This is a genomic window from Streptomyces sp. NPDC005931 (assembly GCF_042871235.1).
GTDB lineage: Bacteria > Actinomycetota > Actinomycetes > Streptomycetales > Streptomycetaceae > Streptomyces.
Window position 1 is genome coordinate 52,546 of sequence record NZ_JBIAIG010000008.1, and the last position, 25,368, is coordinate 77,913.

The window sequence follows — 25,368 nt, forward strand, 5'->3', positions numbered from 1 at the left end:
CAACGCTGCCGAAAGCACAAAAGGACCCGGGGGCTTCGCTGCCCGAGTCCTCTGCCCAGCAGAATAGCCGACATGAGCACCGGTCCGGCAGGTCATGTGGCGCGTTCCACCATTCGTCCGCATTCCGAGACGGGGGTTGAGGGGCGTAAGGGGCCTCTGCGGACGTTCCTGAGCACATGGGACGGGGTGCGGATCGATTCCGTATACGAACCGGGAGCAGTCGTATACGAAGAGTCCGGGACGCGGTCGGGCCGGCCGGGGTCCCCGTCGGGCCGGGATGGCCTCGTGTTCGTGGTGGCGCACGGGTTCACCGGTGACGCCGACCGGCCGCACGTGCGCAGGGTGGCGCGGGTGCTCGCCGGGTACGGGGCCGTGGTCACCTTCTCCTTCCGCGGGCACGGGGCGTCGGGTGGGCGGTCCACCGTGGGCGACCGGGAGGTGCTCGACCTGGCGGCGGTGGTCGACTGGGCGCGGGGGCTCGGGCACACCCGGGTGGCGGTGGTCGGGTTTTCCATGGGGGGCTCCGTGGTGCTGCGGTACGCGGCGCTGTCCCGTGTGGGCGGCGGCGCGGGCACGGGCGGGGGCGAGGTTCTGGGGGCGGGGGTGGACGCCGTCGTCTCCGTGAGCGCGCCGGCGCGGTGGTACTACCGCGGGACCGCGCCCATGCGACGGCTGCACTGGCTGGTGACCCGGCCCGCGGGGCGGCTGGTCGGGCGGTACGGGCTGCGGACGCGCATCCACCACCGCGACTGGGATCCCGTGCCGCTGTCCCCCGTCGAGGCGGTGCCGCGCATCGCGCCCACGCCGCTGCTGATCGTGCACGGCGACCGGGACGGGTACTTCCCCCTCGACCATCCGCGGATGCTGGCCGCGGCAGCCGGTGAGCACGGGGAACTGTGGGTCGAGCCGGACATGGGACACGCGGAGAACGCGGCGCCCGAGGCGCTGTTGCGCCGCATCGGGGAATGGGTCGTCGGCCGGGCGGGCTAGCCTGGCGGTGTTCACCGTCGAGCGATTGAGGAACCAGCAGATGGCAAAGGTCACGGTGCGGTACTGGGCCGCAGCCAAGGCCGCGGCCGGGGTGGCCGAGGAGCCGTACGAGGCGGGCACGCTCGCCGAGGCGCTCGACGCGGTCCGCGAGCGGCACCCCGGGGAACTGACGCGCGTCCTTCAGCGGTGCTCGTTCCTCGTCGACAGCGATCCGGTGGGGACCCGCGCGCACGACGCCGTGCGGCTGGCCGACGGCGGGACCGTCGAGGTCCTTCCCCCGTTCGCGGGAGGGTGAGCGAGGGATGACGAACCAGCCGTACGAGGGCCATGACGCGTCCAGCGCGTCCGCCGGACACGACGCCTCCGGCGCGTCCAACGGGTACGACGCTTTCAATGGGGCCAACGGGTATGACGCCTCGCGCGGGTCCGCTGGGTATGACGCCTCGCGTGGATCCGCTGGGTATGACGCCTCGCGTGGGTCCGCTGGGTATGACGCCTCGCGTGGATCCGCTGGGTATGACGCCTCGCGTGGATCCGCTGGGTATGACGCCTCGCGTGGGTCCGCTGGATATGACGTCTCCGGTGCGTCCAACGGGTACGACGCGTACCACGGCGGCGCGTATCAGCAGCAGGCCTGGCCCGGGCAGCAGCCCGCGTACGTGGATCCGGATTCAGGGCCGCACACCCAGCAGTGGCAGGGGCAGACCTGGGAGACGTCCGTGCAGCCGCCGGTCGCGCCGGTCTCCGTGGAGGAGACGGCGTACCTGCCGCCGCAGGCCCACGCGGGGCCCGCGGTGGCGGCCACGTACGGGGGTGGGGCCGAAGCGGCGGCGGCGTCCGGCGCCGCGCCCGCGGCGTCCGTGGGGCCGGGGCAGGGTGACGGGCCCGGGTACGGGCCTGCCACGCTCGCCGGCAACGCGCGCATCACCGATGCCCAGCGGGCCCGTGCGGAGGGGCGTTCGCCGGTCATCGAGCCCGGTATGCAGCCGGCCCTGCTCACCGCGGCGCTGGGGCTGCTGCTCGCCGGTGGCGCGGCACTGGGTACGTACGCCCTGCTCGTGCCGCTGGTGATCCTCCAGGGCGTCACCGCCGCGGGGTGGTTCCGGCTGAACGGGATGTGGCCGGCGCGCCAGGGCATCGCGCTGGGCTTCCTCGGGGCGCTGGTCGCGGACGCGGCGCTGCTGGCGTCCGACCGGTCGCCGGGGGCGATCCTCGGGGCGCTGGGGGTGTGGGTGCTGCTGTCGCTGGTGCTGCAACTGCGGTCGCACGCGGATCCCGACGAGCGGATGTACGGGCTGATGGCGACGGTCGCGGCGGCGGCGCTGGCGATCGCGGCGGGCGGGTATCTCGCGGCGGACGCGGACGCGGTGACCGTCGGGGCGGTCGCGGTGGCCGCGGCGGTGCTGGCGCGGGCACTGCCCGTGCCGGCGGTGGCGGCGCCGGTGGCGGGGCTGCTCGCGGCGGCCGGTGCGGGGGGCGCGGTCGGTGCGATGACCGGCGTCGGCGGGTCGGGGGCCTTGCTCGGGGCCGGGGCGGCGGTGTGCGCGCTGATCGGGCACCGGGTCGCGAGCTACGACTACCCGTCGCGGTTCGTGCACTTCACCGCGGGTGTGGCGTTGCCGCTGGCTGCCGCGGCGCCGGTGGTGTACGTGCTCGGGCGCGTGGTCGGCTGACCGGGCGTGGGGGTGCGCGTCCTGGTGCCTGCGGCGCCTGTGCGGGTTCGGTGGGGGCGGGTGCAGCGCCCTCGGTTCGGTGGTGGGGCGGGGCCGGGTCGGGGGTGTCCGTCCTCGGTCCGGCGCGGAATCGGTCGGCCGGGAAGCGGGGGCGTTGACGCGCCGGCCGCTGCGGGCGGGCACCCCCGCCCCGTCCCCTTCCCGCCGTGGGCGGCCTTCTCCGACGCCCACTCCGTCCGTGTGTGGTGCGCCGAGTGCGGCTTCGCCCTCGTCCGTTGTGTCTCGTCGCCCGAGCGCAGGGCGCGGCGGCACCTGTCACAGGTGATCGACAAACTCGCGGGTCCCCTCTTGTGCGGGGTTACCCTCGCGCTGGACGGCCACCCGGGTCGTCGGTGAACGCCGTCGGAATGCCAAGGTGGGGGAAGCACCGCATGCGCGCACTGCGAATACTGCTCGTCATCGCCGTGATACTGGGCGGGATCTTCGTGATCGTGGACCGTGTAGCGGTCAGTTTCGCCGAGGGGGAGGCCGCGGAACGGCTGAAGGCGAACGAGAATCTGGCGACCACGCCCGACGTGTCCATCAAGGGGTTTCCCTTCCTCACCCAGGTCGCCGACGGCACGCTCGACGAGGTGCAGGTCGGCATCGAGGACTACGACGCCACCACCGGCGACGGCAGGATCCGCGTCGAGGAGCTGAGGGCCGACCTGGAAGGCGTCGAGTTCTCCGGGGACTACAGCTCCGTGAGTGCCGCGACGGCCACCGGGATCGCCACCGTGTCCTACGACGAGCTGCTGAAGACGGCCAAGTCCGAGCCGACGCAGGTCGCCCCCGGTGTCACCGCCGAGGTCGTGGGTCTGTCCGACGGGGGCAACGGGAAGATCAAGGTCGAGGTGGAGGCCACCGTGCTCGGGGCCAGGCTGCCGGAGCCGGTGTCCGTGCTCAGTTCGGTGACGGTGGTGGACGGTGACACCGTGCGGGTGCAGGCCGACGCGCTGCCCAGCTTCGGCGGGGTGAAGCTCGCCGAGAACCGGGTGCGCGGCATCACCGACTTCCAGCAGAAGATCGAGGGACTGCCCGGCGGTATCGGGCTGGACAGGGTGGAGGCCGCGAAGGACGGGGTCGACATCTCCGTGAAGGGCTCCGACGTGCGGCTGGACGGATAGCGTCCGGAAAGCGAGACGGCGGCGTCCGCAGGGCAGATGGGGCGCCGGGGGCCCGGGTGCGCGGGTGGTGCGGGGAGGCACGTCGGGGGGTGTGCATCCCGTATCCCGGACGATCGCGTCTCAAAATGCGACACAACGGTGACACGCCTGCCCTGCCGTCCCTACGATCGACGGCATGAAGCGACAGGCGGATCTCACGAAGCGGCGGGCAGTAGACCTGTGCCGTGTCGCCGCCATGCTCTGTCGCACCTTCTGAGCGGAAGCTCCGACTTCCGCGTTCCCACCCCGCCCTGCTCAGGGCATTTCGTGTGCTGCCCCGCCATGGGCGCGCACCCCTCACTCGCACGCCCCGCCGCAACTGCCCCGGAGGAGAAAGAGCATGAGCCGCAGCGACGTCCTGGTCGACGCCGATTGGCTCCAGGAGCACCTGGACGACCCGAGCATCGCCATCGTCGAGGTGGACGAGGACACGTCCGCCTACGAGAAGAACCACATCAAGAACGCGATCCGGATCGACTGGACCCAGGACCTGCAGGACCCGGTCCGCCGCGACTTCGTCGACCAGGAGGGCTTCGAGAAGCTCCTGTCGGAGAAGGGCATCGCCAACGACCACACGGTGATCCTCTACGGCGGCAACAACAACTGGTTCGCGTCCTACGCCTACTGGTACTTCAAGCTCTACGGCCACGAGAACGTCAAGCTGCTCGACGGCGGCCGCAAGAAGTGGGAGCTGGACGCCCGCGAGCTGGTCGCCGGTGACGAGGTGCCGGAGCGGCCCCGGACCGACTACAAGGCCAAGGCGCAGAACGCGGCCATCCGTGCCTTCCGCGACGACGTCGTGGCCGCCATCGGCAACCAGAACCTGGTCGACGTGCGGTCGCCCGACGAGTTCTCCGGCAAGCTGCTCGCCCCGGCGCACCTGCCGCAGGAGCAGTCGCAGCGCCCGGGCCACGTCCCGACCGCCCGCAACATCCCCTGGTCGAAGAACGCCAACGACGACGGCACCTTCAAGTCGGACGAGGAGCTCAAGGAGCTCTACGCCGCGGAGAACGTCGACCTGGCCAAGGACACCATCGCCTACTGCCGTATCGGTGAGCGCTCCGCGCTGACCTGGTTCGTGCTGCACGAGCTGCTGGGCGTGGAGAACGTCAAGAACTACGACGGCTCCTGGACCGAGTACGGCTCCCTCGTCGGCGTGCCGATCGAGCTCGGCGCCGCGAAGTAATCCACCCACCGACCTTTCCAGACCTTCAGGAGTAAGCATGTGCGGTGCGAAGGCCGGCGGCCCGGACGCCTCGACGATCAAGCCCGGTGAGACCACCATCCAGGGTCAGGTGACCCGCAACGGCGAGCCGGTGACGGGCTACGTCCGGCTGCTGGACTCGACCGGCGAGTTCACCGCGGAGGTCCCGACCTCCGCCACCGGACAGTTCCGCTTCTACGCGGCCGAGGGCACGTGGACGGTGCGCGCCCTGGTGCCCGGTGGTTCCGCCGACCGCACGGTCGTCGCCCAGCAGGGCGGACTGGCCGAGGTCGCGATCGCGGTCTGACCGCGACCGGAGGAGGACCGCATCCCGCGGGTTGGACGCCTGGGGTGCGGTCCTTCCGCGTGTCCGGACCTACGCTGGGGGTATGTACGCGCGGAGGCGGCACGTGTACTTCGCCATGATGGGCACCTGCATCGCGCTGTTCGTCCTGGCCTGGGGAGTCGTGCGGCTCTGGTCGACGCCGGTGGCCGTGGGCATGTGCCTGGTGGCCATGGTCATCCCGCCGGTCGCCGCGATGGTCGCGAACCGGCGGGGCCCGGAGGACCGCTGGTGGGACGACCCCTCCGGCGACCCCCAGTCCGACGAGTGGTGGGACGAGCTGGACGGCAGGAAGCGGCCCCGGTGAGCCTCAGTAGACGAGGGCCTGGGTGTCGTCCCCCAGGGCCTCCTGCACGAAGACCTGCGCGCCCGCGATCCGTACGCCCTCGATGACGTCCTTCTCCGTGATCTCCCGGCGGGCGGCGCACTGCGTGCACAGCGTGACGCGGCCGCCCGCGAGGAGCGAGTCGAGCAGGTCGGGCAGCGGGGCGGCGTGCGGCAGCTCGAACTCGGCGGCACGGCCCGGCAGCGCGAACCACGAGGACTCCCCGGTGAGCCACAGGGAGACGTCCACACCGCTGGCCACGGCCACGGCCGCCACCGTGAACGCCTGCGAGCAGCGTTCGGGGGCGTCGGCCCCCGCGGTCACCTTGATCACAAGCTTCTTCGCCATGACCGGAAGCGTAGTCCCGGCGCGCACGGGCTCCGCGGTCGGTGGTGGGTCCGCGGTGGCTGCCCGCCGGGGAGGGCGTACCTCACAAGGAGTACCGGGCCCCGGCCGCGTAAGCTGGGCCCCGGCCCTGTGGCACACCTACCGCACCCGCTCAAGGAGCACCTCGTGGAACTCTTCTTCGAAATCCTGCTGGTCCTGGTCGCCGTCGGCGTCCTCGCCTTCGCCGGGCTGACCGTGAAGAAGCTGTTCCAGGGCCAGCGCTGACCCGCATCCTCCGTAACGACCGAAAAGCTGCTGATGATCGAGATCCCGTCCGACCTCCACAAGGACCTCGTCCCGCTCGCCTTCCTGCTCGGCACCTGGGCGGGCGCGGGCGTGCACGACTTCCCCGGTGCCGAGAAGTGCAACTTCGGCCAGGAGGTCGCCTTCACCCATGACGGCCGGGACTTCCTCGAGTACCGCTCCCACACCTGGGTGCTGGACGGGGACGGCAACAAGGTCCGGCCGCTGGAGTCCGAGCACGGCTTCTGGCGGATCGACGCCGAGCGCAAGGTCGAGGTGACGATGACCCGCGACGACGGCGTCATCGAGATCTGGTACGGCGAGCTGGCCGACAAGAAGCCGCAGATCGACCTGGTCACCGACGCCGTGGCCCGCACGGCCGCCGCCCGCCCCTACAGCGGCGGCAAGCGGCTGTACGGCTACGTCAAGAGCGACCTGATGTGGGTCGGCGAGAAGCAGACCCCCGAGGTCGAGCTGCGCCCCTACATGTCGGCCCACCTGAAGAAGGTCGTCACCCCGGAGGAGGTCGAGCGCTGGGCCAAGGCCCTGCCCGACGACATGCCGGACGACGGCATCGCCTTCTTCAAGTAGGTCTCCAGGTCTCGCCCCCCGGAACACCCTCCGGCGGCCCTAGACTCGTGGTGTGGTGAGCACCGACTGGAAGAGCGACCTCAGGCAGCGCGGCTACCGGCTGACGCCGCAGCGCCAGCTCGTCCTCGAAGCCGTCGACACCCTCGAGCACGCGACCCCCGACGACATCCTCGTGGAAGTGAGGAAGACGGCGTCGGGGGTCAACATCTCCACCGTGTACCGCACGCTGGAACTGCTCGAGGAGCTGGGCCTGGTCAGCCACGCCCACCTCGGGCACGGCGCCCCCACCTACCACCTAGCCGACCGGCACCACCATCTCCACCTGGTCTGCCGCGACTGCACCAACGTCATCGAGGCGGACCTGGAGGTGGCCGCCGACTTCACCGCGAAGCTGCGGGAGGCGTTCGGCTTCGACACGGACATGAAGCACTTCGCGATCTTCGGCCGCTGCGAGGACTGCTCGCTGAAGCGTTCAACTACCGAGTCGTAGGCTAGGCGTATGAAGAGCCCCCTGCTGATGCTGCCCGGCGCCGTCCCCGCCGAGGGCGTGGACGAAGGCGTGGCCGCCCACTACGGCGACCTGTTCCTCGAGCAGCGCGCCCTCTCCGACGGCACCGGCTTCGTCGACCTGTCCCACCGCGGCGTCGTCACCGTCTCCGGTGAGGACCGGCTGAGCTGGCTGCACCTGCTGCTCACCCAGCACGTCAGCGAGCTCCCCCCGCACCAGGCCACCGAGGCGCTGATCCTCTCCGCGCACGGCCACATCGAGCACGCGCTCTACCTGGTCGACGACGGCGAGACGGTCTGGGCGCACGTCGAGCCCGGCACCCGGGAGGCGCTGATCGCGTACCTGGAGTCGATGAAGTTCTTCTACCGCGTCGAGGTCGCCGACCGCACCGCCGACATCGCCGTGGTGCACCTCCCGGCCGGCTCCATCGCCGAGGTCCCCGAGGGCGTCCTCACCCGTGAGACGCCGTACGGCCGCGACCTGTTCCTGCCCCGCGCCGACCTGGAGTCGTACGCCGGGAAGGCGGGGCCGCCCGCCGGGATCCTGGCCCACGAGGCGCTGCGCGTCGAGCAGCACCGGCCCCGGGTCGGCTTCGAGACCGACCACCGCACCATCCCGCACGAGCTGGGCTGGATCGGCACCGCGGTGCACCTGCAGAAGGGCTGCTACCGGGGCCAGGAGACCGTCGCCCGGGTCCACAACCTCGGCAAGCCGCCACGCCGGCTGGTCTTCCTGCACCTGGACGGCAGCGAGGTCCACCTGCCGGCGCCCGGCACCGAGCTGCGGGTCGCGGACGACGGACCCGACGGGCGGAAGATCGGTTTCGTCACCACCTCGGCCCGTCACCACGAGCTCGGCCCGGTCGCCCTCGCCCTGGTCAAGCGGAACGTCCCCGTGGACGCGCGCCTGCTGGCCGGGCAGACCGCGGCGGCGCAGGAGGTCGTGGTCGAGCCCTGAGGTCCGGGCGGCCGCCCCGGATCTCCACGCGGCCACCCGGGGCGCTCAGATCCCCAGCAGCACCGTGAACGGGCCGTCGTTCGTCAGGGACACCCGCATCCGCGCGCCGAAGCGGCCCGTCGCCACCGTCGCGCCCAGCGCACGCAGCTGCGCGACCACCTCGTCGACCAGCGGCTCGGCCACATCGCCCGGGGCGGCGGCGTTCCAGGTGGGGCGCCGGCCCTTGCGGGCATCGCCATAAAGGGTGAACTGGCTGATCACCAGCAGCGGGGCGCCGGTGTCGCTGCACGACCTCTCGTCCTGCAGCATCCGGATCGACCAGAGCTTGCGGGCCAGCTGGGCCGCCTTCTCCTTGGTGTCCTCGTGGGTGACGCCGACGAGGACACACAGCCCCTCGCCCTCGATCGCCCCCACCGTCTCGCCGTCCACGACGACGCTCGCGCCGTCCACCCTCTGCACCACTGCACGCATACGACCATCATGCCGGGCGGCGAACGGACGCCCGAGGGCGGTCCGCAGGGCCCCCCGGTCGGGCTATTTTTACTCCTTAACCCCCATCTGGGGCCGATCGGGGGCACTCGGTCACATAGCGGCCACTTGGGGTGGCACGATGCTTTGCACAGCCGGTCGAGGGGACGGTAGAGGCACATGAGCACATCAGGTACCGGGCAGCCGCCTGGGGCTGTCTCGTCGACCCACGCGCACCGCGCGGGCGTCGGGGAGCGGGAGTTCCACCGCCCGCCCGCACAGCGCACGGACAGCCCCGTGCTGCCCGAGGACCGGCCGGAGCACGATCTGACCGGGCTCAGCCTGCCGGAGCTGCGCACCCTGCGCCGGGAGGCACAGCGCGACGAGGCCGACCTGAGTTACGTACGGCGGCTGCTCCAGGGGCGGATCGACATCCTGCGCGCGGAACTGGCCCGGCGCGCTCCGGTGGGCACGGCCTCGGTCGCCGCACCGGCGAAGGCATCCGTGGTCGAGCGGCTCCCGGAGATCCTGCGCGACGCCCCGACCCGGCACCGTTCCTCCGCCCGCCACGTGACCCTCGGGACCCCGCAGAGCGAGGAGTACCGGCGGCTCGCGGCCGAGATGCTCGCCGACGTCGAGCTGTCCGACCTCGGGGCGCGCACCGACGGCGAGCTGAACGCCGCGATGGGACGGCTGGTGCGCCACGAGCAGCGGGTCTCCCGCCGGCGCCAGCGGCTGCAGCGCACGGCCGACGACTGCAGTGCGGAGATCGCCCGCCGGTACCGGGAGGGCGAAGCGCAGGTCGACGACCTGCTCGCCTGAGCCAGGCCGGGCCGGGCCGGGGTGGGGTGGCGCGGGGCGGGGTGCCGCCGCCCTGCCCGAAAACCGGGGGACACCCCTCGCCGACGCGACCTACGGTGAGGCCATGAGCTCCCGCGCCGACATCGACGTACGCCCGATCACGGAAGCCGAGTTCCCCGGGTGGCTGCGTGCCGTGCACGCCGGGTTCCTGCGGGAGCCGTCCGTCTCCGAGGAGGAGATCGAGGCGCGCCGCGGCCGGTTCGACCCCGGCCGCGTGCTCGGCGCCTTCGACGGCGACCGCTGCGTGGCGACGTTGGCGTCCTTCACGCAGGAGCTCACGGCCGTCGGTGGTGCGCCCGTGCCCGCGAACGCGGTCACCGGCGTCACCGTCACCGCCACCCACCGCCGCCGCGGCCTGCTCACCCGCATGATGGCCCAGGACCTCGCCGCGGCGAAGGAGCGCGGTGACGTCGTCGCCACGCTGATCGCCGCCGAGTACCCGATCTACGGCCGCTACGGGTTCGGGCCCGCCACCTCGGCGTCCGAGTGGACCGTCGACGTCCCGCGGGCCGGCCTGGACCCGCGCCGGGCGGTCCCGGAGGACGGCGGCCGCGTCGACCTGGTGGACGCCCCGGAGGTCCGCAAGCTCGGCCCCGAGCTGTACGAGCGGCTGCGCCGCGCCCAGCCGGGTGCCGTCAGCCGCGACGAGCGGTGGTGGAAGGTCAACACCGGCGCCCTGCGTCTGGAGCCGTCCTGGACCGAGCCCTTCTTCGCCTGCTACCGCTCGGCGGCCGGCGAGGTCGAGGGTCTGGTCGCGTACACGGCCGACGACACGTGGGGCGACACCAAGCAGCCGATGTGCACCGCGACGGTGAGGGGGTTGATCGGGGCGACCCCGGCTGCCGAGCGGGCGTTGTGGCGCTATCTGTGCTCGATCGACTGGATCGTGAAGGTGCGCAGCGGCTGGCGGGCCCCCGACGACCTGCTTCCGCACTTCCTGCCGGACCCGCGCGCCGCCCGCATCGCCACACAGGCGGACTGGCTGTGGGTGCGGATCCTGGACGTCGTACGGGCCCTGGAGGCGCGGACCTATGAGGCCGTGGGGTCGCTGGTGCTGGAGGTCGCCGACGGCGACGGGCTGACCGGTGGGCGGTACCGGCTGGAGGCGTCCGAGGGTGGGGCGGGGACCTGCGCGCCGAGCGAGGACGGCGCCGATCTCGCGCTCGGCGTGGGCGAGTTGGCGAGCCTGTGGCTGGGCGACGAGTCGGCGGTGCGGCTGGCGGCGCTGGGCCGGGTCCGGGAAGGACGAGCGGGCGCCGCCCGTCAGGCCGACGCCCTGCTGCGTACGTCCAGGCGACCTTGGTGCCCGGACATGTTCTGAGGTGGCCGAGCGCGGCACTCGTGCGCTCCTGGCGGGTGTGTCCCCTTCCGTCGACGGCTGATGGGCGCTCATCCGTAGCGAGCTGTTCAGTTGTGGTTGTGGTTGTGGTGCGGGTGGTGCCTCGGTGGTGCGTGCCGACGGGCTCCCGGCTCCCCTCCGGAAGGGAGCCCGACCGGCGGTCCGTGGCGGTGTGCTGTCAGCCGGACGGGGCGAGCAGCATCACGAGGATGACCGCGCCGATGCCGCTGATCATGGTGTTCCGCGCCTTGATGCCCACGGTGAGGGCGACGAAGGCGATGATCCCCATCGGCCCGTACCGCCACTGGACGAGTTGCTCGAATCCAATGGCCAGGGCGGCGACGACGATCGCGACGAGCGGCATGGCGGTCCCCCTTGGTGTCGGTGGTCACCAGCCGTCGTCGTGATGGCCAGCCTTCACAAGGTCGGACCATGTTGCTCAAGTTGGCGACCAACTTGCTTATGGTTATCTCCACTTGGAAGCGGCTCATAACCACCTGCACCTGAACTGCCCGAAGATGGCGGGAAGTTGTAGGGTTCACCACGTGGACCCGGAACACGGTGCGGCCAGTGGGCGGTCGAGGGCACAACGGCCACAGCGGACACATCGCGAGGTGGCCGACGAATTGCGGGCCCGGATCAGGTCCGGAGCGCTGCGCGTGGGCCAGCGCATGCCCACCCAGGCCCAGCTCGCCCACGAGTTCGGCGTCGATCGCGGTGCCGTGCGCCAGGCACTGCGCATCCTCCAGTCCGAGCAGCTGCTCACCCATGTGTCCAAGGGGGCCCCGGCCACCGTCGCCGCCGACCCCGACACTGCGCTGACCGGCCCGGCCGCACCGCCCTTGCCCACCACGGTGGCCCTTGCGCCCCGCATCGCCGCCGCCTTCGCGGCCGAGCACGTGGAGATCGACGCCGTCTGCCTGACCGCGGTGTCGCTCACCCTCGCCATCGGGGAACCGCTGCGCCGGATCCACGCCGGGCGGCTGAAACCGGCCAAGGTCGACGTCCGCGTCCTGCTGCCCAGCCGGGACATCGAGCTGGCCTTCCCGGTCCCGGTCGGAGGCCGGGACGGCACCGACGACCCGGTGCACGAGCGGTGGCTGGCCCAGCGCAACGCCCAGGGCCTGGTGCTCCGGCACAATCTGCTCGCCCTGCGTGCGACCCACGGGATCGACGTGCGGGTCACCTTCCGGGCCCTGCCGTTCACACCGCCGGTGAAGCTGTACCTGCTCAACGGCGAGGAGGCGCTGTTCGCCTACTACACGCTGGCTCGCCGAGAGCTGGAGATCGACCACGAACACCTGGAGGCGTACGACGCGCAGGGCATCCGATCCATGCTGTTCGCCTTCTCCCAGGACTCCGGGCTGCGGGACACCACGTTCGTGGAGCAGTCCCACCAGTGGTTCGACGCGCTGTGGGGGACGATCAGCTCGGACTTGGTGCTCACGGGCTGACGTCCCGGTCGTGGGCCGGTGTCCTGCCCGGGGCGGGCGTGCAGGTCTACAGGGCCGGCTTGGCGACCAGCAGCGCGAGCAGGACCGCCCCGGCGGAGCTGACCCCGGGGCGCCCTGCCTTGATGCCGACGGTGAGCATCAGCAGGCCGAGGATGCCGGCGATGCCGTACTTCCACTGGACCAGCTGCTCGAGCGTGATGACCAGGACTGCGGAGACGAGAGCGAGGACCGGCACGGTTTTCCCCCTTCGGGCGGCTCGGGTGGCTCAGGAGCGGTTCGGACGAGTTCGGGCACATTCGGGGCAGAAGAGCGAACGTATGTGGTACGAACGCATGAGCGGGTATGGGAAGCAGGGCCTCCGCCAACTCGACCAAGTTGGCAACCAACTCTGACTATGTTGTCCCCACTTGGCTAAGACCCATAAACAACTTCCAAACAACTCCCCTTAGATGGGGCAGGCTTGTAGCGTTTGGTCGTGACTCAGGAGAACGTTGCGGTGAACGGCAGCAAGAGACTCACACCCCAGGAGATCGCCGACATCCTGCGCGAACGCATCCGCGCCGGTGAGCTCAAGGCGGGTGACCGCCTGCCCACCCAGGCCGAGCTCGCCGAGGAGTTCGGCGTGGAGCGGGGCACCGTCCGCCAGGCCCTGCGCGCTCTCCAGGAGGACGGCCTGCTCAGCAACGTCAGCAAGGGCAGCCCGCCGAGGATCGCCGAGCCGACCCCGGCGCGCGAGGAGCCGCAGCCGACCATGGTCGCCCTGGCCCCGCGCCTGACCGAGGCGTTCTCCGCCCCCCACGTGCGCATCGACGTGGTGTGCCACACCTCCGAGACGCTGATGGTCGCCCTCGGCGAGCCGGTCCGCCTGATCCACGAGGGACGCATCCGGCCGAAGTCGATCGACTTCCGCGTCCTGCTGCCGTCCCGTGACATCAACCTGGCCTTCCCCGTCCTGGTCGAGGGCACCGACGGCAACGGCTCGGTGCACGACCGCTGGCTGTCCATGCGCAACGCCCAGGCCCAGGTGCTGCGGCACAACCTGCACGCCGTGCGCGCCACCCACGGCATCGACGTCCATGTGAGGTTCCGGGCGCTGCCCTTCACCCCGCCCATGAAGCTCTACCTGCTCAACGGCGAGGAGGCACTGCTCGGCTACTACATGCTCGTGCGGCGCGAGGAGGAGTGGGGCGACCAGACGCTGGACATGTACGACGTGCTCGGCTCCCAGTCCCTGCTGTTCTCCTTCGCCAAGCAGGCCGGGCAGCGCGACCAGGCGTTCGTGGAGGAATCCCAGAAGTGGTTCGACGCCCTCTGGGAAACCATCACGACGGACCTGACACTCTTCTAGTGACTTCTGAGACCACACAGACCCATCCGGTGGCGGTCGAGACCGAAACCGATCCGAAGGAACTCCGGAACCTGATCACCCGTGCCCGTGTCGTGCTGTGGGACTTCGACGGGCCCATCTGCCGTCTCTTCGCGGGCCACTCGGCCGATCGGGTCGCGGACGACCTGGTGTCCTGGCTCGAGGGGCGGGGCCTGCACGGCCTGCTGACCGAGACCGAACGCGGGTCCCTGGACCCGCACGTCGTCCTGCGCGCCGTGGACCGCCGGCACCCGGGCAGCGACCTGGTGGAGGAGCTGGAGGAACGCCTCACCCAGCAGGAACTGCGCGCCACCGACTCGGCCATGCCCACGCCGTACGCGGATCCGCTGATCCGCACCTGGACCGCGGTGGGCTCCCGCCTGGCCATCGCCACCAACAACTCTCCGCGCGTGGTCCGCAGGTACCTGTCCACCCGGCAGCTCGTCGACTGCTTCGTCCCCCACATCTACGGCCGCACCCAGGAACTCAACCACCTCAAACCGGATCCCCACTGCATCAACCGCTCCCTCAGCGCCATGGGCGCCGCCCCCGAGACGGCCCTGATGATCGGCGACACCCCGTCCGACCTGCACGCCGCCCGCGCGGCCGGGGTGCCCTTCCTGGGCTACGCCCGCAACGAGCACAAGGGCCGGCTGCTGCGGAACGCCGGGGCCACGGCCGTGGTGACGTCCCTGGAGCCGGTGCTCGAGGTGGTGCGGGGGTCGGGTCGGGCCTGAAGCAGCGGCAGGGTGGGCAGCACGGCCGTGCCGACGGCCGGACCGTCCCGCCGGGCGCGCGTCCACACGCCGATCAGCAACAGGAGCACCGCACCGACGGCGCCGCGTCTCGTCTGCGCGCGCAGACCCGGGCACAGCTCGCCGAGTCCCGTGAGCCCGTGGGCCGGGGACAACCATTCAGGCGCCCAACTGGGCGGCAACCGGCCTGGTTGTCGCAGGACCGGTCTGCCCAGCCCGTGTGATCCGGTCAATCGGCCTGCGGCGGCGTTCAGCCGAGGGACATTGGTTCGCCACTGGACGGCAAGCGGTACGGTCCACACGCGGACGGACACCAGGCCGGCAAGGGCAGCGGCGGCCGGGAGTTCCAGTGGGTCGCCGACGAGTTGCGGGGCCGGACGGCCGACGGGACCTACCCGCTGCGGTCCTTCCTGCCCTCACGGCGGGACCTGGCCGAGGAGTTCGGCGTCTCCCGCGACACCGTCCAGCGGGCCATGCGGGAGCCGGCCGGCGAGGGCTGGATCGAGTCGCGGCAGGGCGGCGGCTCGCGGGTGGTCACGTCGTAGCGCATCCGGAGTGTGCGCCCGGGACCCGCGGTGATTCCCGTATCTCGCAAGTGATCGTGATGTGCGGGTTTTTCCTGCACTCGATTCAGCAGGATCTTCAGTTCGTGCCAGTTACGTTTCGTGACACTTCGCGCATGCGCTCACGGTTTTCCGGGGAGTCGCGGAAGTACACAGTTCCGCGGGCAGGCCGGCGTTTTCGGGGGCCAGGTCGAGCTTGAAAAGTACGAGGGCGATCAGTGCGGCGAACGAGCGAATGCCGGACGCGTTCCGGCCCGCTCGGGCTGCCGCCCCTCGGACTGCGAGGAGACACCCTTCCCCCCTGTGCGCCGCGGACACGACGCGATGGCGACCCTCGTCGTTCCATGAGGCACACCATGACGCTCCGGCCAACTCAGTCGTGACCGGGGCTGGTTGAAGGAACGCGGCGCCTCCGCCACGGGAGTGGTCGAACCGCCGCCGAAAAGATCCGTCAAGCCGTCCGGGGGCAGTTGTCCTCGCACACGCGCACGCTCATTCACCGGGGAAAGGATCGGCCTGGCCCGAAGAGAGGTGGGTTGTGGCGCACCACCCGACAGCAAAGGAGTAGCCTTCTGTCACTTCTGCACCCTGCAAAAGGGTCCAAGGCGAGAGAAACGGGGAAATGTCACCCGAATCCGCATCCATCGCTCGACTGAACGCCGTCGAGATGAGTGGAGACGTGAGTGCGGTCGAAGGCCCACTCCAGGGCTACCACCATGAAACGTACGTCTTTCCGCTGCTCGGGAAGCCGGTGCCCGGGCCTCAGGTCCGATGGAAATGCCGGGAGCCACGCGAAAACCTGCTGTGGTTCGACCGGCGGTGTTTCGCCTCCGAGGAAGAGCTGCTGCGGGCACTGTCCGGGCGGATCTCGCGCATTCCTGACGTCATCGAGGTGGACCGTATCGGGCTGCAACGGTTCATCGAGGGACAGACACTCGGGACCCTGTGCGGCTCGGGGAAGGCGGTTCCCCTTCCCCTTGTCCGGCAGATCGTCGACGTGTTCCGGCAATTGGCGCGGGTGGAGACCACGACGCTCGAGATCGAGCGACGCTGTGATCCCGCCGACCGGCCGGCGGACGGTGACACCAACGGGTTCCTGGAACGCCTCGTCCAGTTCACCGAGGAACGCGTGTACAAAGCGAATCTCGACTCCTTCGGAGGCCTCTTCTCCGCTCTCGGTGTCGCGGGGGATTCCTTCACATGGCTGCGGAAGAACATTCTCGGCCTCGAGAGCCGTCCCTTCAGCCTGCTGCACGCGGATCTGCACCGTGAAAACTTCATCGTCGATCCGGATGGCCGGCTCTGGGTCATCGACTGGGAGTTGGCGATGATCGGGGACCCGTTGTACGACCTGGCCACTCATCTGCACCTCATGAGGTACCCGAAGCGGCAGGAAGAACGCGTCATCGCACGCTGGCGAGATGCCGTGGAGAGTGAGCGCCCCGGCAGCTCGCGCGGCTTCGAGGACGACCTTTGCCTGCTGGTCGACTACAAGAGAGCCCAGTCCGTCTTCACCGACGCCATTCGCCTGGCCCTGTCGTTGGTGTCCGGCGAGGACGTCACCAGGCGGCGATTGGTCAGTGCCGGATCAAGACTACGGGGGATCGTGGAGGCGGCCGCCGTGCCACTGGGGCTGGAATCCGTGCCGAGTCCGCAACAGGTCGTCTCGGCCCTGGACCGCTGGCACCGCGCACATGTGAGCCGATGACGGTGCTGTCCCGGTAGGGGCTGTCGGAGGCCGCCGACCCGTGTCTGGGCCGGGCCCCGGCGCAGCGGGTCCCGGGGAGCGGCCTGCGTAGGCTCGACGGCATGAGTGAGACCGGCCTGCGGGAGCGCAAGAAGCGGCGGATGTACCAGGTGCTGTCGGACACCGCCGTCCGGCTCTTCCTGGAGCGGGGATTCGACGCCGTGTCCGTCGCCGAGGTGGCCGCCGCGGCCGAGGTGTCGAAGCCGACGCTGTTCCGGTACTTCCCGGCCAAGGAGGACCTCGTCCTGTACCGGATCGCCGATCACGAGGACGAGGCCGCCAGGGTGGCCGGTCAGGGCCCTGCGCCCCTGGACGCGCTGCGGCGGCACTTCCTGACGGGGCTGGAGCGGTGCGACCCGGTCACCGGGCTCAACGACGGGCCGGAGGTGCTCGCCTTCCACACCCTGCTGTACGGGACGCCGGCCCTGGTGGCGCGGCTGCACGGGTACCTGGAGCGGTCCGAGGCGGCGCTCGCCGAGGCGCTCGGGAGCGGACTGGAGGCACGGCTGGCCGCCGGGCAGATCATCGCCGTGCGGCGGATCCTCGCGCGGGAGAACTGGCGGCGGATCGCGGCGGGGGAGCGGGTGGCGGACGTGCGCCCGGACGCGGTGCGGGCGGCGGAGCGCGCGTTCGACCAGCTGGCGGCGGGGTTGCCGCACCTCGCCCGGCCGCCACGCCCCGATGTGACCCAGTAAAAAATGTAACTTGGTTAAGTTATTGCGCTACGCTCGTCGGAATGAGCTCACCCGACCGCGCGTTCCGGCGCGCCCTCGACCAGGCCCTCGACCAGGAACGCGCCCACCACGCCCGCTGCCGCTCCGCGCTCGCCGCCATGGCCGCCGGAGCCGGCGAACAGGTCGTCACCGGCGAGGACGTCTCCGCCTCCGGTGCCGACGCCGAGGTGCTCGGCCGCCGTCTGCGCGGCCAGGCCCGGGAACTGCGGGAACTGCCCCGGGGGCCGCTGTTCTTCGGGCGGCTGGACTTCGGCGGGCAGGCCACCGGGCATGCCGGGCAGCGGTACCACATCGGGCGGCTGCGGATCACCGAGCACCCGGCCGCCCCGCCCCTCGTCGTCGACTGGCGGGCACCCGTCGCCCGGGCGTTCTACCAGGCGTCCGTCCGCGACCCCCGGGGTGTCGCCGTGCGCCGCCGGTTCGGCTGGGCGCCCGGGAGCCGGGGCGACTCGGCCGACCTGACCGGCCTGGAGGACGAGTACCTCGACGGCCCCGCCGGCAGCGGCGCCGACGCTGCCGGCACCGGCGGCCGAGCGACCGGCCGCCCCGCCACCGGCCGCCCCGCCGCCGGCGGCATCGTCGCCCGCGAGCTGGAGCGCCCCCGGGTCGGGCCCATGCGGGACATCGCGGCCACCATCCAGCCCGAACAGGACGACCTCGTACGCGCCGACCTCGCGACCTCGGTCTGTGTGCAGGGGGCTCCCGGCACCGGCAAGACCGCCGTCGGCCTGCACCGGGCGGCGTATCTGCTCTACACCCACCCGGAGCGGATCCGGCGCGGCGGACTGCTCGTCCTCGGCCCCAGCCGCACCTTCCTCTCCTACATCGCCGAGGTCCTCCCGGCGCTCGGCGAGACCGGCGTGCGGCAGGCCACACTCACCGAGGAGATCGCCCGGCATCCGGTCACCGGAACGGACGAGGAGCGGACGGCCGTCGTCAAGCACGACGCCAGGATGGCCGAGGTGCTGCGCCGGGCGCTGTACGCGCGGGTGGGCGCGGACGGGAGCGACGCGCTCGCGGTGCCCGACGGTGCGTACCGCTGGCGGGTCGGGGCGGCGGAACTGGTGCGGATCGTCACGGACGTACGGGCCGAGGAGCCGCCGTACGCCGTGGGGCGGGAGCGGGTGCGGGCACGGATCGTGCGGTGCGTGCGCGAGCAGGCCGAGCGGCGGAGCGGGCCGCGCGGTGCCGCCTGGCTGCGGCGGATCGAACGGTCCCGGCCCCTGTCCGCCTACGTCGACGCCGCCTGGCCACGGGTGCGGGCCGAGGAGGTGGTCGCCGGACTCCTCGGCGACCCGGAGAGCTTGGCGCAGGCTGCCGAAGGCGTCCTGGACGCCGCCGAGCAGCGGGCCCTGCTGTGGCGGAGGCCGCCGCGGTCGTGGCGGTCGGCGCGCTGGTCGGCCGCCGACCTGGTGCTGCTGGACGAGGTCGCCGGGCTCGTCGAACAGCCCGAGGGCTACGGGCACGTCGTGGTCGACGAGGCCCAGGACCTCTCCCCGATGGAGTGCCGGGCCGTCGCCCGCCGGGCCCGCTACGGCTCGCTCACCGTGCTGGGCGACCTGGCGCAGGGGACCACGCCGTGGGCGGCACGCTCGTGGCGGCCGGTGCTGCGCAACCTGGGCAAACCGGATGCGACGGTGGTTCCGCTGACCACCGGCTTCCGGGTGCCGCGGGCCGTCGTGGCCCTGGCCAACCGGCTGCTCGAACGGCTCGACGTCGACGTCCCGGCGGCCCGTTCCCTGCGCGGCGACGGCGAGTTGCGCGTCCGGCGGGTCGACGACCCGGACGCGGTGCCCGCCGAGGTGGTGGCGGCCGTGCGGGACGCGCTGGTCCGGGAGGGCTCCGTCGGGGTGGTCGCGGCGGACGCGGACGTGACCCGGGTGCGCGAGGCTTTGGCCGCGGCGGGTGTGCGGGTCGCCGGGCCGGAGAAACTGGGCTCACGTGTCGCGGTGGTACCGGCGCGGGCGGTCAAGGGACTGGAGTACGACCACGTGGTGGCCGTCGAGCCGGCGGCCGTGGCGGAAGCGGAGGAGCGTGGTCTGCACCGCCTGTACGTCGTGCTGACCCGGGCGGTGTCGCGGCTGGACGTGGTGGCGGCGAAACCCCTGCCGTTCTGAACGGGCCGCCCCGTACCGGCGGTTGTGCGGGGCGCCGGTGCGAGGCGGGGGACCGGCCCGTCAGTGCCGTCCGATGACCTCGGCCACCCTGATGAAGCCGTCCGTGCCGTGGCCCAGCCCGATGGCGCGGCGGGCCAGGCCCTCGGCCGTGCGTATGACGGACGCGTCGATGCCGTGGGACTCGGAGACGTGGACGACGTGGGCCATGGACGAGGCCGCCGAGGTGATCGGGTTGCCCTCGCCCGAGTAGGTGCCGCTGTCCACGTCGGCCGCGGTCTCCTCGAAGACCGGCGGCAGGATCGCGCCGATGCCCTGGGCGAACGGGGCCAGTTCGCGGGCGGTGATGCCCTCCGCGCGGGCCACCGCAAGGGCGTGCGCGTAGCCGGCCATCGCCGTCCAGAAGATGTCGAGCAGGGCGATGTCGTACGCCGCGGCCCGGCCCGTGTCCTCGCCGAGGTGGGTGTGGCTGCCGCCCAACGTCTCCAGCACCGGGCGGAGTTCGTGGTACAGGGACTCCGGACCGCTGTGCAGGAACACGGCGTCGGGGGTGCCGATGGTGTTCGTCGGCGTCATGATCGCGCCGTCCAGGTAGCGGATGCCGTGCGCCACCGCCCAGTCGGCGGTGGCGCGGGCGCGGTCCGGGGTGTCGGCGGTGAGGTTGACCACCGTACGGCCGTCGAGGGCGCCGGTGACGTCGTCCTGCCGCAGCACCGCGTCGACGGCGTCGTAGTCCACCACGCACACCACGGTCACCGCACTGGCCGCCACCGCCTGCGCCGCGCCGGGCGCGCCGACCGCGCCGCGCTCCAGCAGGTCCCGGTCCCGCCCGGGCGTGCGGTTCCAGACGGTGGTGCGCAGACCCGCGGCCAGGAACGCGCCGGCGAGCGCGCGGCCCATCGGGCCGAGGCCGAGGACGGTGACGGACGGCCGGCCGGAATGCCCGGACGAGTGAGAGGTGCTGTACGAAGCGGACACGCTTGACTCCCGTGACTGACAAATGCCTACGAAGGGGACGACGATGACCCGGCGCCGCCAGGACCCGAACGTCTGTGGAGTGACCGCCGCGATCGCCGTGATCGACGGCAAGTGGAAGACCGCCCTGCTCTGGCTGCTGGAGGCCGGCCCGCACCGGCCCGCGGAACTGCGCCGCCGGCTGCCGGGCCTCAGCGAGAAGGTGCTCACCGAGGCGCTGCGCGAGATGGAGGCGGACGGCCTGGTGCACCGCGAGGCGTACGACGTACTGCCCCCGAAGACGGTCTACTCCCTGACCGACTTCGGCCGCGACCTGTCCGAGGCCCTGGCCCCCCTGTCCGAGTGGGGTCACCGCCGCCTGGACGTGCTGGCGGGGGAGGAGCCGACCGCGCTTCCGGTCTCCTGACGGCCGCTTCCCGTTCTCCCTCCTGTCCGGCGCCGTGACCGCCCGCCCGCATCCAGGTTCGCCGCCCGGTGCCGCGGTGCCAAGTACGCACAAATAAGTGGGTGTACGGGCCGCTCGGGCCGGCCGCTCACCGCGTCGCGGCGTCCGCGAGGATCGCGCTCAGCCGGGCCCGGCACTCCGTGACGAAGGCCGGGTAGGTGTCCCGGTAGTACGACAGGCCGCTGACGCCCACCGCGACGGCCCAGGCCCGGGCCCGGGTCCAGGTCGGGTCGTCGAGGCCGAGGGTGTTCCAGTAGGCCTCGCGCGCCCGGGGAGGCAGGTCCCAGACCGGGGCGTGCTCGGCGTCGGGGTGACCGATCGAGAGGCCGCCGAAGTCGATGACCGCGTGGAGGGCGCCGTCCCTGGCCAGGAGGTTGGCGGGCCTGAGGTCGCCGTGCAGCCACACGTGCGGCGCGGACGGTTCCGGCAGGGCGAGCGCGGCCCGCCACAGCTCCTCCAGGGTGTCCACGCCCTCGACGCCGAGCTCCGGGTCGGGCGTGGCCCGGCAGTCCTCGAAGGACTCGCCGACCCACGGGCCGCAGTCCCGCAGGCTGCCCCCGCGGTACCAGCCCAGGTCGCCGCCCCGGGTCGCCCCCATCAGGTCGAGGCCGTGCAACTCCCGTACGAACGACGCCAGGTCGGATCCGAAGGCGGCCCAGTCACCGACGGTGTCCGGACCGGCCTCGGCGCCGTCGATCCAGCGGTGGACCGACCAGGGATGCGCGAGGGCGGTGCCGGGTGTGCCGGCGTGGACGGGCTCGGGGACGGCACGGGAGAGCAGGGGCGCGAGGCGGGGCAGCCAGCGCTGCTCCTTGCGCAGGGAACCGGCCGCGCCGGGGGTCCGGGGCACGCGGACGAGCAGGTCGTCACCGAGCCGGTACATGACGTTGTCGGTGCCCGCGCCCGCCGGTGACAGCGGCAGGTCCGCCCATGGCGGGCACTGCTCCTGGAGCAGCGCCCGGACCAGCGTCTCGTCGACCGCGATCTCGTCCTCGTGAAGAACCATGCCCGGAAGTCTCGCCGCCGGCCGGGGAACGGGACGAACGATTTTCCCCCGTGCGGCGGTTGGGGGCTCACGCCTCCCGGGCCACCTGCTCCAGCCGCTTCCGGTGCTGCTCCCACCAGGCCGGATCGTCGGACGCGAGGCTGGTGTTGCCCCTGTTCATCCCGACGGTGCCGTCCATGAGCTCCCGGAGGATGTCGGCGTGCCCGGCATGGCGGTGCGTGTCGGCGATCACCCGCACCACGGCATGGTGCAGCGTCACCTCGTCCCTGCCGTCGGGCCACCACGGCACCCTGCCGACGGTGTCCAGGGGCAGCGCGTCGAGGGTCGCGTCCGCGTGCGCCCACGCCCGACGGTAGAGGTCCGTGATCCGCTCCCGGGACTCGTCGGCGGTGGCCCACATGTCCGCGTTGGGCTCGGCGCCCTCCTCCAGCCAGGGCAGCGGCTCTCCGGAGGGCCGTCCGAAGGTGTCGCCGAGGTAGCCCAGCTCCACCCCGGCCGCGTGCTTCACCATGCCCAGGAGGTTGGTGCCGGTCGGGGTCATCGGGCGGCGGGCGTCGTACTCGGAGAGCCCTTCGAGCTTCCAGAGGAGGGCGTCCCGGGCGGACTGGAGGTAGAAGCGGAGGTCGGCCTTGGTGCCCCGTGCGGTCATGGGGGGGGGGTGTCCCGTCTCGTGAACTGCCGAGGTCGTGCGGTGCCCGGTGCGGGCCGTGCTCAGCTCAGGCGGGCGCGCAGGAGGCAGAACTCGTTGCCCTCGGGGTCGACCAGGACGTGCCAGGACTCCTCGCCGGTCTGTCCGACGTCGGCCGGTCGCGCCCCGAGCTGCAGGAGGCGTTCGAGCTCGGCGTCCTGGTCCCGGTCGGTGGCGTTGACGTCGAAGTGCATCCGCAGCGGGCCCGCCTTGGGCTCGGTCGTCGGGACGAAGACCAGGGTCGGCCGGAGTCCGCCGAACCCTTCCGGCGGCCCGATCTCCACCGCGCCGCCGTCGTCGGGGTCGAGGACGACGAAGTCCAGCACCTCGCACCAGAACGCCGCGAGCCGCTGCGGATCCCGGGCGGGGACGATCAGTTCGGAAATTCGGCAAGCCATGGCCGGCACCCTACGGGGCACCCTCCGAGGACAGCCACTCCTTAAGACGCCGCGGCCCACAGGCCCCTGGTGCCGGACCGCACCGTGGCGTGGCGCACTTTTGCAAGCGGGTGCTTGCAATAGTTAGCGAGGCGGGGCATGGTGGAGGCATGGCATCGCTCAACGTCGGCAACCTCGGTGAGTACCTGCGCGAGCAGCGGCGCAACGCGCAGTTGTCGCTGCGGCAGCTCGCCGATGCCGCCGGGGTGTCCAATCCGTATCTGAGCCAGATCGAGCGCGGGCTGCGCAAGCCGAGCGCGGAGGTGCTCCAGCAGGTCGCCAAGGCCCTGCGGATCTCCGCCGAGACGCTGTACGTCCGGGCCGGCATCCTCGACGCCGAGCGGGACCGGGACGAGGTGGAGACGCGCGCCGTCATCCTCGCCGACCCGACCCTGACCGAGCGCCAGAAACAGGTGCTGCTCCAGATCTACGAGTCGTTCCGCAAGGAGAACGGGTTCGGGGGCGCCGAGGACGCCCGGGTGACGGACGCGGGGTCCGACCAGGCCGCCGGGCCGGCCGGGTCCTTCGGCGACGGCGGGTCCGCCGCGCCGGACGGGCCTGCCGGGGACGCCGGCGGTGCCGCCTCACGGGTCCGGAAGCTCCCGGACGACGGCGGCTCCATACGCCGTACCCGTGAGGGCGACGGTCCCGCGTCCGCCGGGCGCCGTGGCTCCACGAACAAGGGCGGTACGTCCGCCGAGCGCCGTCCCCGCACGGCCGGCGGCAGTGACACCGATCCGCGTCGGACGGCCGGCTGAGCCGGACCAGGGCACGGCCGCCCGCCGCGGATCACTGAACCCTCAGCCGAAACGAACCGGGAGGAGCCAACACCATGGCCATCACCGACGACCTGCGCAAGACCCTCAGCGACCCGACCCCGCTCTACTTCGCAGCCGGCACCGCCGACCTCGCCCTGCAGCAGGCCAAGAAGGTGCCGGCCCTGGTGGAGCAGCTGCGGACCGAGGCCCCGGCGAAGATCGAGGCCGTGCGCAACACCGACCCCAAGGCGGTCCAGGAGAAGGCGACCACGCGGGTCAGGGAGACGCAGGAGACCATCCAGACGAAGGTCGGCGAGTTCATCGGCTCGCTCGACACCGACCTCAAGAAGCTCGGCGAGACCGCTCAGCACTTCGCGCTGCGCGGGGTCGGCGTGGCCGCCGAGTACGCGGTCAAGGCCCGGGAGACCTACGAGAAGGTCGCCGAGCACGGCGAGCAGGCCGTGAAGACCTGGCGCGGCGAGGCCGCCGAGGGCATCGAGGACATCGCCGTGGCGGTCGAGCCGAAGGCCGAGCCCAAGCCGGTCGAGGTCAAGGACGACAAGCCCGCCGCGAACGGGACCGACGTGGAGGACAGGCCCGTCGCCGCCAAGAAGGCCCCGGCGCGCAAGCCTGCGGCCAGGAAGACCACCCCGCCCGCCAAGTAGACGGCGGACGAAACGGTCGAAAGGGGCGGGCCGGGCACTCTCGCGGTGTCCGGCCCGTTCCACGGGTAGCCGGCCGGCGGTTGCGGGTACGGTGACCGCGTAAGGACGATCCGAGTCTGGTGGTGGGCGTTGTGCTGATGCAGGGCTTCACGGGGTTCATGTCGCTGCTGACCATGGCCCTGATCGTGTTCAGCGGTTTCGCGCTGATCGACGCCGCCACGCGGCGCGAGGACGCCTACCGCGCGGCCGACAAGCAGACCAAGCCCTTCTGGCTGATCATCCTCGGGATCGCCTTCGTGGTGAACCTGATCTTCAACATCCTGTCGTTCCTGCCGATCATCGGGCTGATCGCGACCATCGTCTACATGGTCGACGTCCGTCCCGCCCTGCGCGGCCTGTCCGGGGGCGGCCGCAGCCGCAGGGGCTCCAGCAGCGACGGCCCGTACGGCCCGTACAACGGCGGGCGGTAGCCCCAGCGGCGGCGCGGGGCCACCCGGAGAGCGGGGCGCCGCGCCCCGCGCGTGCCTCGTGCATGCCTGTGCCATCGGCGCGCCGCACCGTGCGCGT

At 72.0% G+C, this 25,368-nt stretch carries 32 protein-coding genes; 24 read left to right on the forward strand and 8 right to left on the reverse strand.

Going from position 1 to position 25,368, the window contains the following annotated elements; translation table 11 throughout:
* Nucleotides 1-72 precede the first annotated feature (72 nt).
* The 8 genes from ACFYOV_RS19700 (at nucleotide 73) to ACFYOV_RS19735 (ending at nucleotide 5,722) form a co-directional block, all read left to right on the forward strand.
* The gene (locus tag ACFYOV_RS19700) at nucleotides 73-990 is read left to right on the forward strand and encodes an alpha/beta hydrolase (RefSeq protein WP_389089316.1); all 918 of its coding nucleotides are present in this window, start codon (nucleotides 73-75) and stop codon (nucleotides 988-990) included.
* A gap of 40 nt (nucleotides 991-1,030) precedes the next feature.
* Nucleotides 1,031-1,285 (forward strand): MoaD/ThiS family protein, encoded by a 255-nt coding sequence (locus ACFYOV_RS19705; RefSeq protein WP_389089317.1) that lies wholly within the window; start codon nucleotides 1,031-1,033, stop codon nucleotides 1,283-1,285.
* A gap of 7 nt (nucleotides 1,286-1,292) precedes the next feature.
* On the forward strand, nucleotides 1,293-2,663 hold the full coding sequence (locus tag ACFYOV_RS19710) for a hypothetical protein (RefSeq protein WP_389089318.1): 1,371 nt from the start codon (nucleotides 1,293-1,295) through the stop codon (nucleotides 2,661-2,663).
* A gap of 431 nt (nucleotides 2,664-3,094) precedes the next feature.
* Complete coding sequence (locus ACFYOV_RS19715) at nucleotides 3,095-3,829, forward strand: DUF2993 domain-containing protein (protein WP_389089320.1); 735 nt, start codon at nucleotides 3,095-3,097, stop codon at nucleotides 3,827-3,829.
* A gap of 175 nt (nucleotides 3,830-4,004) precedes the next feature.
* Nucleotides 4,005-4,085 (forward strand): putative leader peptide, encoded by an 81-nt coding sequence (locus tag ACFYOV_RS19720; protein ID WP_350310325.1) that lies wholly within the window; start codon nucleotides 4,005-4,007, stop codon nucleotides 4,083-4,085.
* 123 nt (nucleotides 4,086-4,208) lie between these two features.
* Nucleotides 4,209-5,054, forward strand: a complete 846-nt coding sequence (locus ACFYOV_RS19725) for a sulfurtransferase (protein ID WP_389089321.1) — start codon at nucleotides 4,209-4,211, stop codon at nucleotides 5,052-5,054.
* A gap of 37 nt (nucleotides 5,055-5,091) precedes the next feature.
* Nucleotides 5,092-5,379 carry a DUF1416 domain-containing protein gene (locus ACFYOV_RS19730; RefSeq protein WP_389089323.1) on the forward strand — a complete coding sequence of 96 codons (288 nt, stop codon included), beginning with the start codon at nucleotides 5,092-5,094 and terminating at the stop codon, nucleotides 5,377-5,379.
* 82 nt (nucleotides 5,380-5,461) lie between these two features.
* Nucleotides 5,462-5,722: a DUF3099 domain-containing protein gene (locus ACFYOV_RS19735; protein WP_389089324.1), complete on the forward strand. Its 261-nt coding sequence runs from the start codon at nucleotides 5,462-5,464 to the stop codon at nucleotides 5,720-5,722.
* A gap of 3 nt (nucleotides 5,723-5,725) precedes the next feature.
* On the opposite strand, the gene ACFYOV_RS19740 is transcribed toward ACFYOV_RS19735, so the two are convergent.
* Nucleotides 5,726-6,088 carry a DsrE family protein gene (locus ACFYOV_RS19740; RefSeq protein WP_389089325.1) on the reverse strand — a complete coding sequence of 121 codons (363 nt, stop codon included), beginning with the start codon at nucleotides 6,086-6,088 and terminating at the stop codon, nucleotides 5,726-5,728.
* 297 nt (nucleotides 6,089-6,385) lie between these two features.
* Between ACFYOV_RS19740 and ACFYOV_RS19745 the strand changes: the two genes are divergently transcribed.
* From ACFYOV_RS19745 to ACFYOV_RS19755, 3 genes are read left to right on the forward strand one after another with little or no spacing between them, the layout of a single operon-like run.
* A complete protein-coding gene (locus ACFYOV_RS19745) occupies nucleotides 6,386-6,961 on the forward strand; it encodes an FABP family protein (RefSeq protein WP_389089326.1) in 576 nt (191 codons plus the stop codon).
* 52 nt (nucleotides 6,962-7,013) lie between these two features.
* Nucleotides 7,014-7,451 carry a Fur family transcriptional regulator gene (locus ACFYOV_RS19750; RefSeq protein ID WP_389089328.1) on the forward strand — a complete coding sequence of 146 codons (438 nt, stop codon included), beginning with the start codon at nucleotides 7,014-7,016 and terminating at the stop codon, nucleotides 7,449-7,451.
* A 9-nt stretch (nucleotides 7,452-7,460) separates the two neighbouring features.
* On the forward strand, nucleotides 7,461-8,426 hold the full coding sequence (locus tag ACFYOV_RS19755; protein WP_389089329.1) for a YgfZ/GcvT domain-containing protein: 966 nt from the start codon (nucleotides 7,461-7,463) through the stop codon (nucleotides 8,424-8,426).
* A gap of 45 nt (nucleotides 8,427-8,471) precedes the next feature.
* Here ACFYOV_RS19755 and dtd read toward each other — a convergent pair whose 3' ends face one another.
* A complete protein-coding gene (gene dtd, locus ACFYOV_RS19760) occupies nucleotides 8,472-8,897 on the reverse strand; it encodes a D-aminoacyl-tRNA deacylase (RefSeq protein WP_389089331.1) in 426 nt (141 codons plus the stop codon).
* A 177-nt stretch (nucleotides 8,898-9,074) separates the two neighbouring features.
* Between dtd and ACFYOV_RS19765 the strand changes: the two genes are divergently transcribed.
* Both ACFYOV_RS19765 and ACFYOV_RS19770 read left to right on the forward strand, forming a co-directional pair.
* On the forward strand, nucleotides 9,075-9,716 hold the full coding sequence (locus ACFYOV_RS19765) for an aerial mycelium formation protein (RefSeq protein ID WP_389089332.1): 642 nt from the start codon (nucleotides 9,075-9,077) through the stop codon (nucleotides 9,714-9,716).
* A gap of 103 nt (nucleotides 9,717-9,819) precedes the next feature.
* Nucleotides 9,820-11,076 (forward strand): GNAT family N-acetyltransferase, encoded by a 1,257-nt coding sequence (locus ACFYOV_RS19770; RefSeq protein ID WP_389089334.1) that lies wholly within the window; start codon nucleotides 9,820-9,822, stop codon nucleotides 11,074-11,076.
* A 196-nt stretch (nucleotides 11,077-11,272) separates the two neighbouring features.
* Here the strand turns inward: ACFYOV_RS19770 and ACFYOV_RS19775 are convergent, their stop codons facing one another.
* Nucleotides 11,273-11,458, reverse strand: a complete 186-nt coding sequence (locus tag ACFYOV_RS19775; RefSeq protein ID WP_389089335.1) for a hypothetical protein — start codon at nucleotides 11,456-11,458, stop codon at nucleotides 11,273-11,275.
* Nucleotides 11,459-11,708: 250 nt separating this feature from the next.
* On the opposite strand from ACFYOV_RS19775, the gene ACFYOV_RS19780 reads away from it, so the two are divergent.
* Nucleotides 11,709-12,548, forward strand: a complete 840-nt coding sequence (locus ACFYOV_RS19780; RefSeq protein WP_389089337.1) for a winged helix-turn-helix domain-containing protein — start codon at nucleotides 11,709-11,711, stop codon at nucleotides 12,546-12,548.
* A 46-nt stretch (nucleotides 12,549-12,594) separates the two neighbouring features.
* On the opposite strand, the gene ACFYOV_RS19785 is transcribed toward ACFYOV_RS19780, so the two are convergent.
* The gene (locus ACFYOV_RS19785; RefSeq protein ID WP_389089338.1) at nucleotides 12,595-12,783 is read right to left on the reverse strand and encodes a hypothetical protein; all 189 of its coding nucleotides are present in this window, start codon (nucleotides 12,781-12,783) and stop codon (nucleotides 12,595-12,597) included.
* 234 nt (nucleotides 12,784-13,017) lie between these two features.
* Between ACFYOV_RS19785 and ACFYOV_RS19790 the strand changes: the two genes are divergently transcribed.
* The 6 genes from ACFYOV_RS19790 to ACFYOV_RS19815 all read left to right on the forward strand — a co-directional run bounded on the left by ACFYOV_RS19790 (nucleotide 13,018) and on the right by ACFYOV_RS19815 (nucleotide 19,830).
* Complete coding sequence (locus ACFYOV_RS19790) at nucleotides 13,018-13,896, forward strand: GntR family transcriptional regulator (protein ID WP_389089340.1); 879 nt, start codon at nucleotides 13,018-13,020, stop codon at nucleotides 13,894-13,896.
* Nucleotides 13,896-14,651, forward strand: coding sequence for an HAD family hydrolase (locus ACFYOV_RS19795; RefSeq protein WP_389089341.1), 756 nt, complete (start codon nucleotides 13,896-13,898; stop codon nucleotides 14,649-14,651). The genes ACFYOV_RS19790 and ACFYOV_RS19795 overlap by 1 nt, the downstream gene beginning before the upstream one ends.
* A 383-nt stretch (nucleotides 14,652-15,034) precedes the next feature.
* On the forward strand, nucleotides 15,035-15,214 hold the full coding sequence (locus tag ACFYOV_RS19800) for a winged helix-turn-helix domain-containing protein (RefSeq protein ID WP_389089343.1): 180 nt from the start codon (nucleotides 15,035-15,037) through the stop codon (nucleotides 15,212-15,214).
* A gap of 640 nt (nucleotides 15,215-15,854) precedes the next feature.
* Nucleotides 15,855-16,940: a phosphotransferase gene (locus ACFYOV_RS19805; protein ID WP_389089345.1), complete on the forward strand. Its 1,086-nt coding sequence runs from the start codon at nucleotides 15,855-15,857 to the stop codon at nucleotides 16,938-16,940.
* Between the two features lie 101 nt (nucleotides 16,941-17,041).
* Nucleotides 17,042-17,674 carry a TetR family transcriptional regulator gene (locus ACFYOV_RS19810; protein WP_389089346.1) on the forward strand — a complete coding sequence of 211 codons (633 nt, stop codon included), beginning with the start codon at nucleotides 17,042-17,044 and terminating at the stop codon, nucleotides 17,672-17,674.
* A gap of 41 nt (nucleotides 17,675-17,715) precedes the next feature.
* A complete protein-coding gene (locus ACFYOV_RS19815) occupies nucleotides 17,716-19,830 on the forward strand; it encodes a HelD family protein (protein ID WP_389089347.1) in 2,115 nt (704 codons plus the stop codon).
* A gap of 60 nt (nucleotides 19,831-19,890) precedes the next feature.
* Here the strand turns inward: ACFYOV_RS19815 and ACFYOV_RS19820 are convergent, their stop codons facing one another.
* The gene (locus ACFYOV_RS19820) at nucleotides 19,891-20,805 is read right to left on the reverse strand and encodes an NAD(P)-dependent oxidoreductase (RefSeq protein WP_389089348.1); all 915 of its coding nucleotides are present in this window, start codon (nucleotides 20,803-20,805) and stop codon (nucleotides 19,891-19,893) included.
* Between the two features lie 43 nt (nucleotides 20,806-20,848).
* On the opposite strand from ACFYOV_RS19820, the gene ACFYOV_RS19825 reads away from it, so the two are divergent.
* Complete coding sequence (locus ACFYOV_RS19825) at nucleotides 20,849-21,208, forward strand: winged helix-turn-helix transcriptional regulator (RefSeq protein WP_389089350.1); 360 nt, start codon at nucleotides 20,849-20,851, stop codon at nucleotides 21,206-21,208.
* A 127-nt stretch (nucleotides 21,209-21,335) separates the two neighbouring features.
* Here ACFYOV_RS19825 and ACFYOV_RS19830 read toward each other — a convergent pair whose 3' ends face one another.
* The 3 genes from ACFYOV_RS19830 to ACFYOV_RS19840 all read right to left on the reverse strand — a co-directional run bounded on the left by ACFYOV_RS19830 (nucleotide 21,336) and on the right by ACFYOV_RS19840 (nucleotide 23,339).
* Complete coding sequence (locus ACFYOV_RS19830; protein WP_389089351.1) at nucleotides 21,336-22,253, reverse strand: aminoglycoside phosphotransferase family protein; 918 nt, start codon at nucleotides 22,251-22,253, stop codon at nucleotides 21,336-21,338.
* A gap of 67 nt (nucleotides 22,254-22,320) precedes the next feature.
* Nucleotides 22,321-22,902, reverse strand: a complete 582-nt coding sequence (locus tag ACFYOV_RS19835) for a DinB family protein (RefSeq protein WP_389089353.1) — start codon at nucleotides 22,900-22,902, stop codon at nucleotides 22,321-22,323.
* Nucleotides 22,903-22,964: 62 nt separating this feature from the next.
* Nucleotides 22,965-23,339 (reverse strand): VOC family protein, encoded by a 375-nt coding sequence (locus ACFYOV_RS19840; RefSeq protein WP_389089354.1) that lies wholly within the window; start codon nucleotides 23,337-23,339, stop codon nucleotides 22,965-22,967.
* A 149-nt stretch (nucleotides 23,340-23,488) separates the two neighbouring features.
* On the opposite strand from ACFYOV_RS19840, the gene ACFYOV_RS19845 reads away from it, so the two are divergent.
* The 3 genes from ACFYOV_RS19845 (at nucleotide 23,489) to ACFYOV_RS19855 (ending at nucleotide 25,271) form a co-directional block, all read left to right on the forward strand.
* A complete protein-coding gene (locus tag ACFYOV_RS19845; RefSeq protein ID WP_389089356.1) occupies nucleotides 23,489-24,136 on the forward strand; it encodes a helix-turn-helix domain-containing protein in 648 nt (215 codons plus the stop codon).
* 74 nt (nucleotides 24,137-24,210) lie between these two features.
* Nucleotides 24,211-24,801, forward strand: coding sequence for a hypothetical protein (locus ACFYOV_RS19850; RefSeq protein ID WP_389089358.1), 591 nt, complete (start codon nucleotides 24,211-24,213; stop codon nucleotides 24,799-24,801).
* A gap of 137 nt (nucleotides 24,802-24,938) precedes the next feature.
* A complete protein-coding gene (locus ACFYOV_RS19855) occupies nucleotides 24,939-25,271 on the forward strand; it encodes a DUF2516 family protein (RefSeq protein WP_389089652.1) in 333 nt (110 codons plus the stop codon).
* Nucleotides 25,272-25,368: the final 97 nt, after the last annotated feature.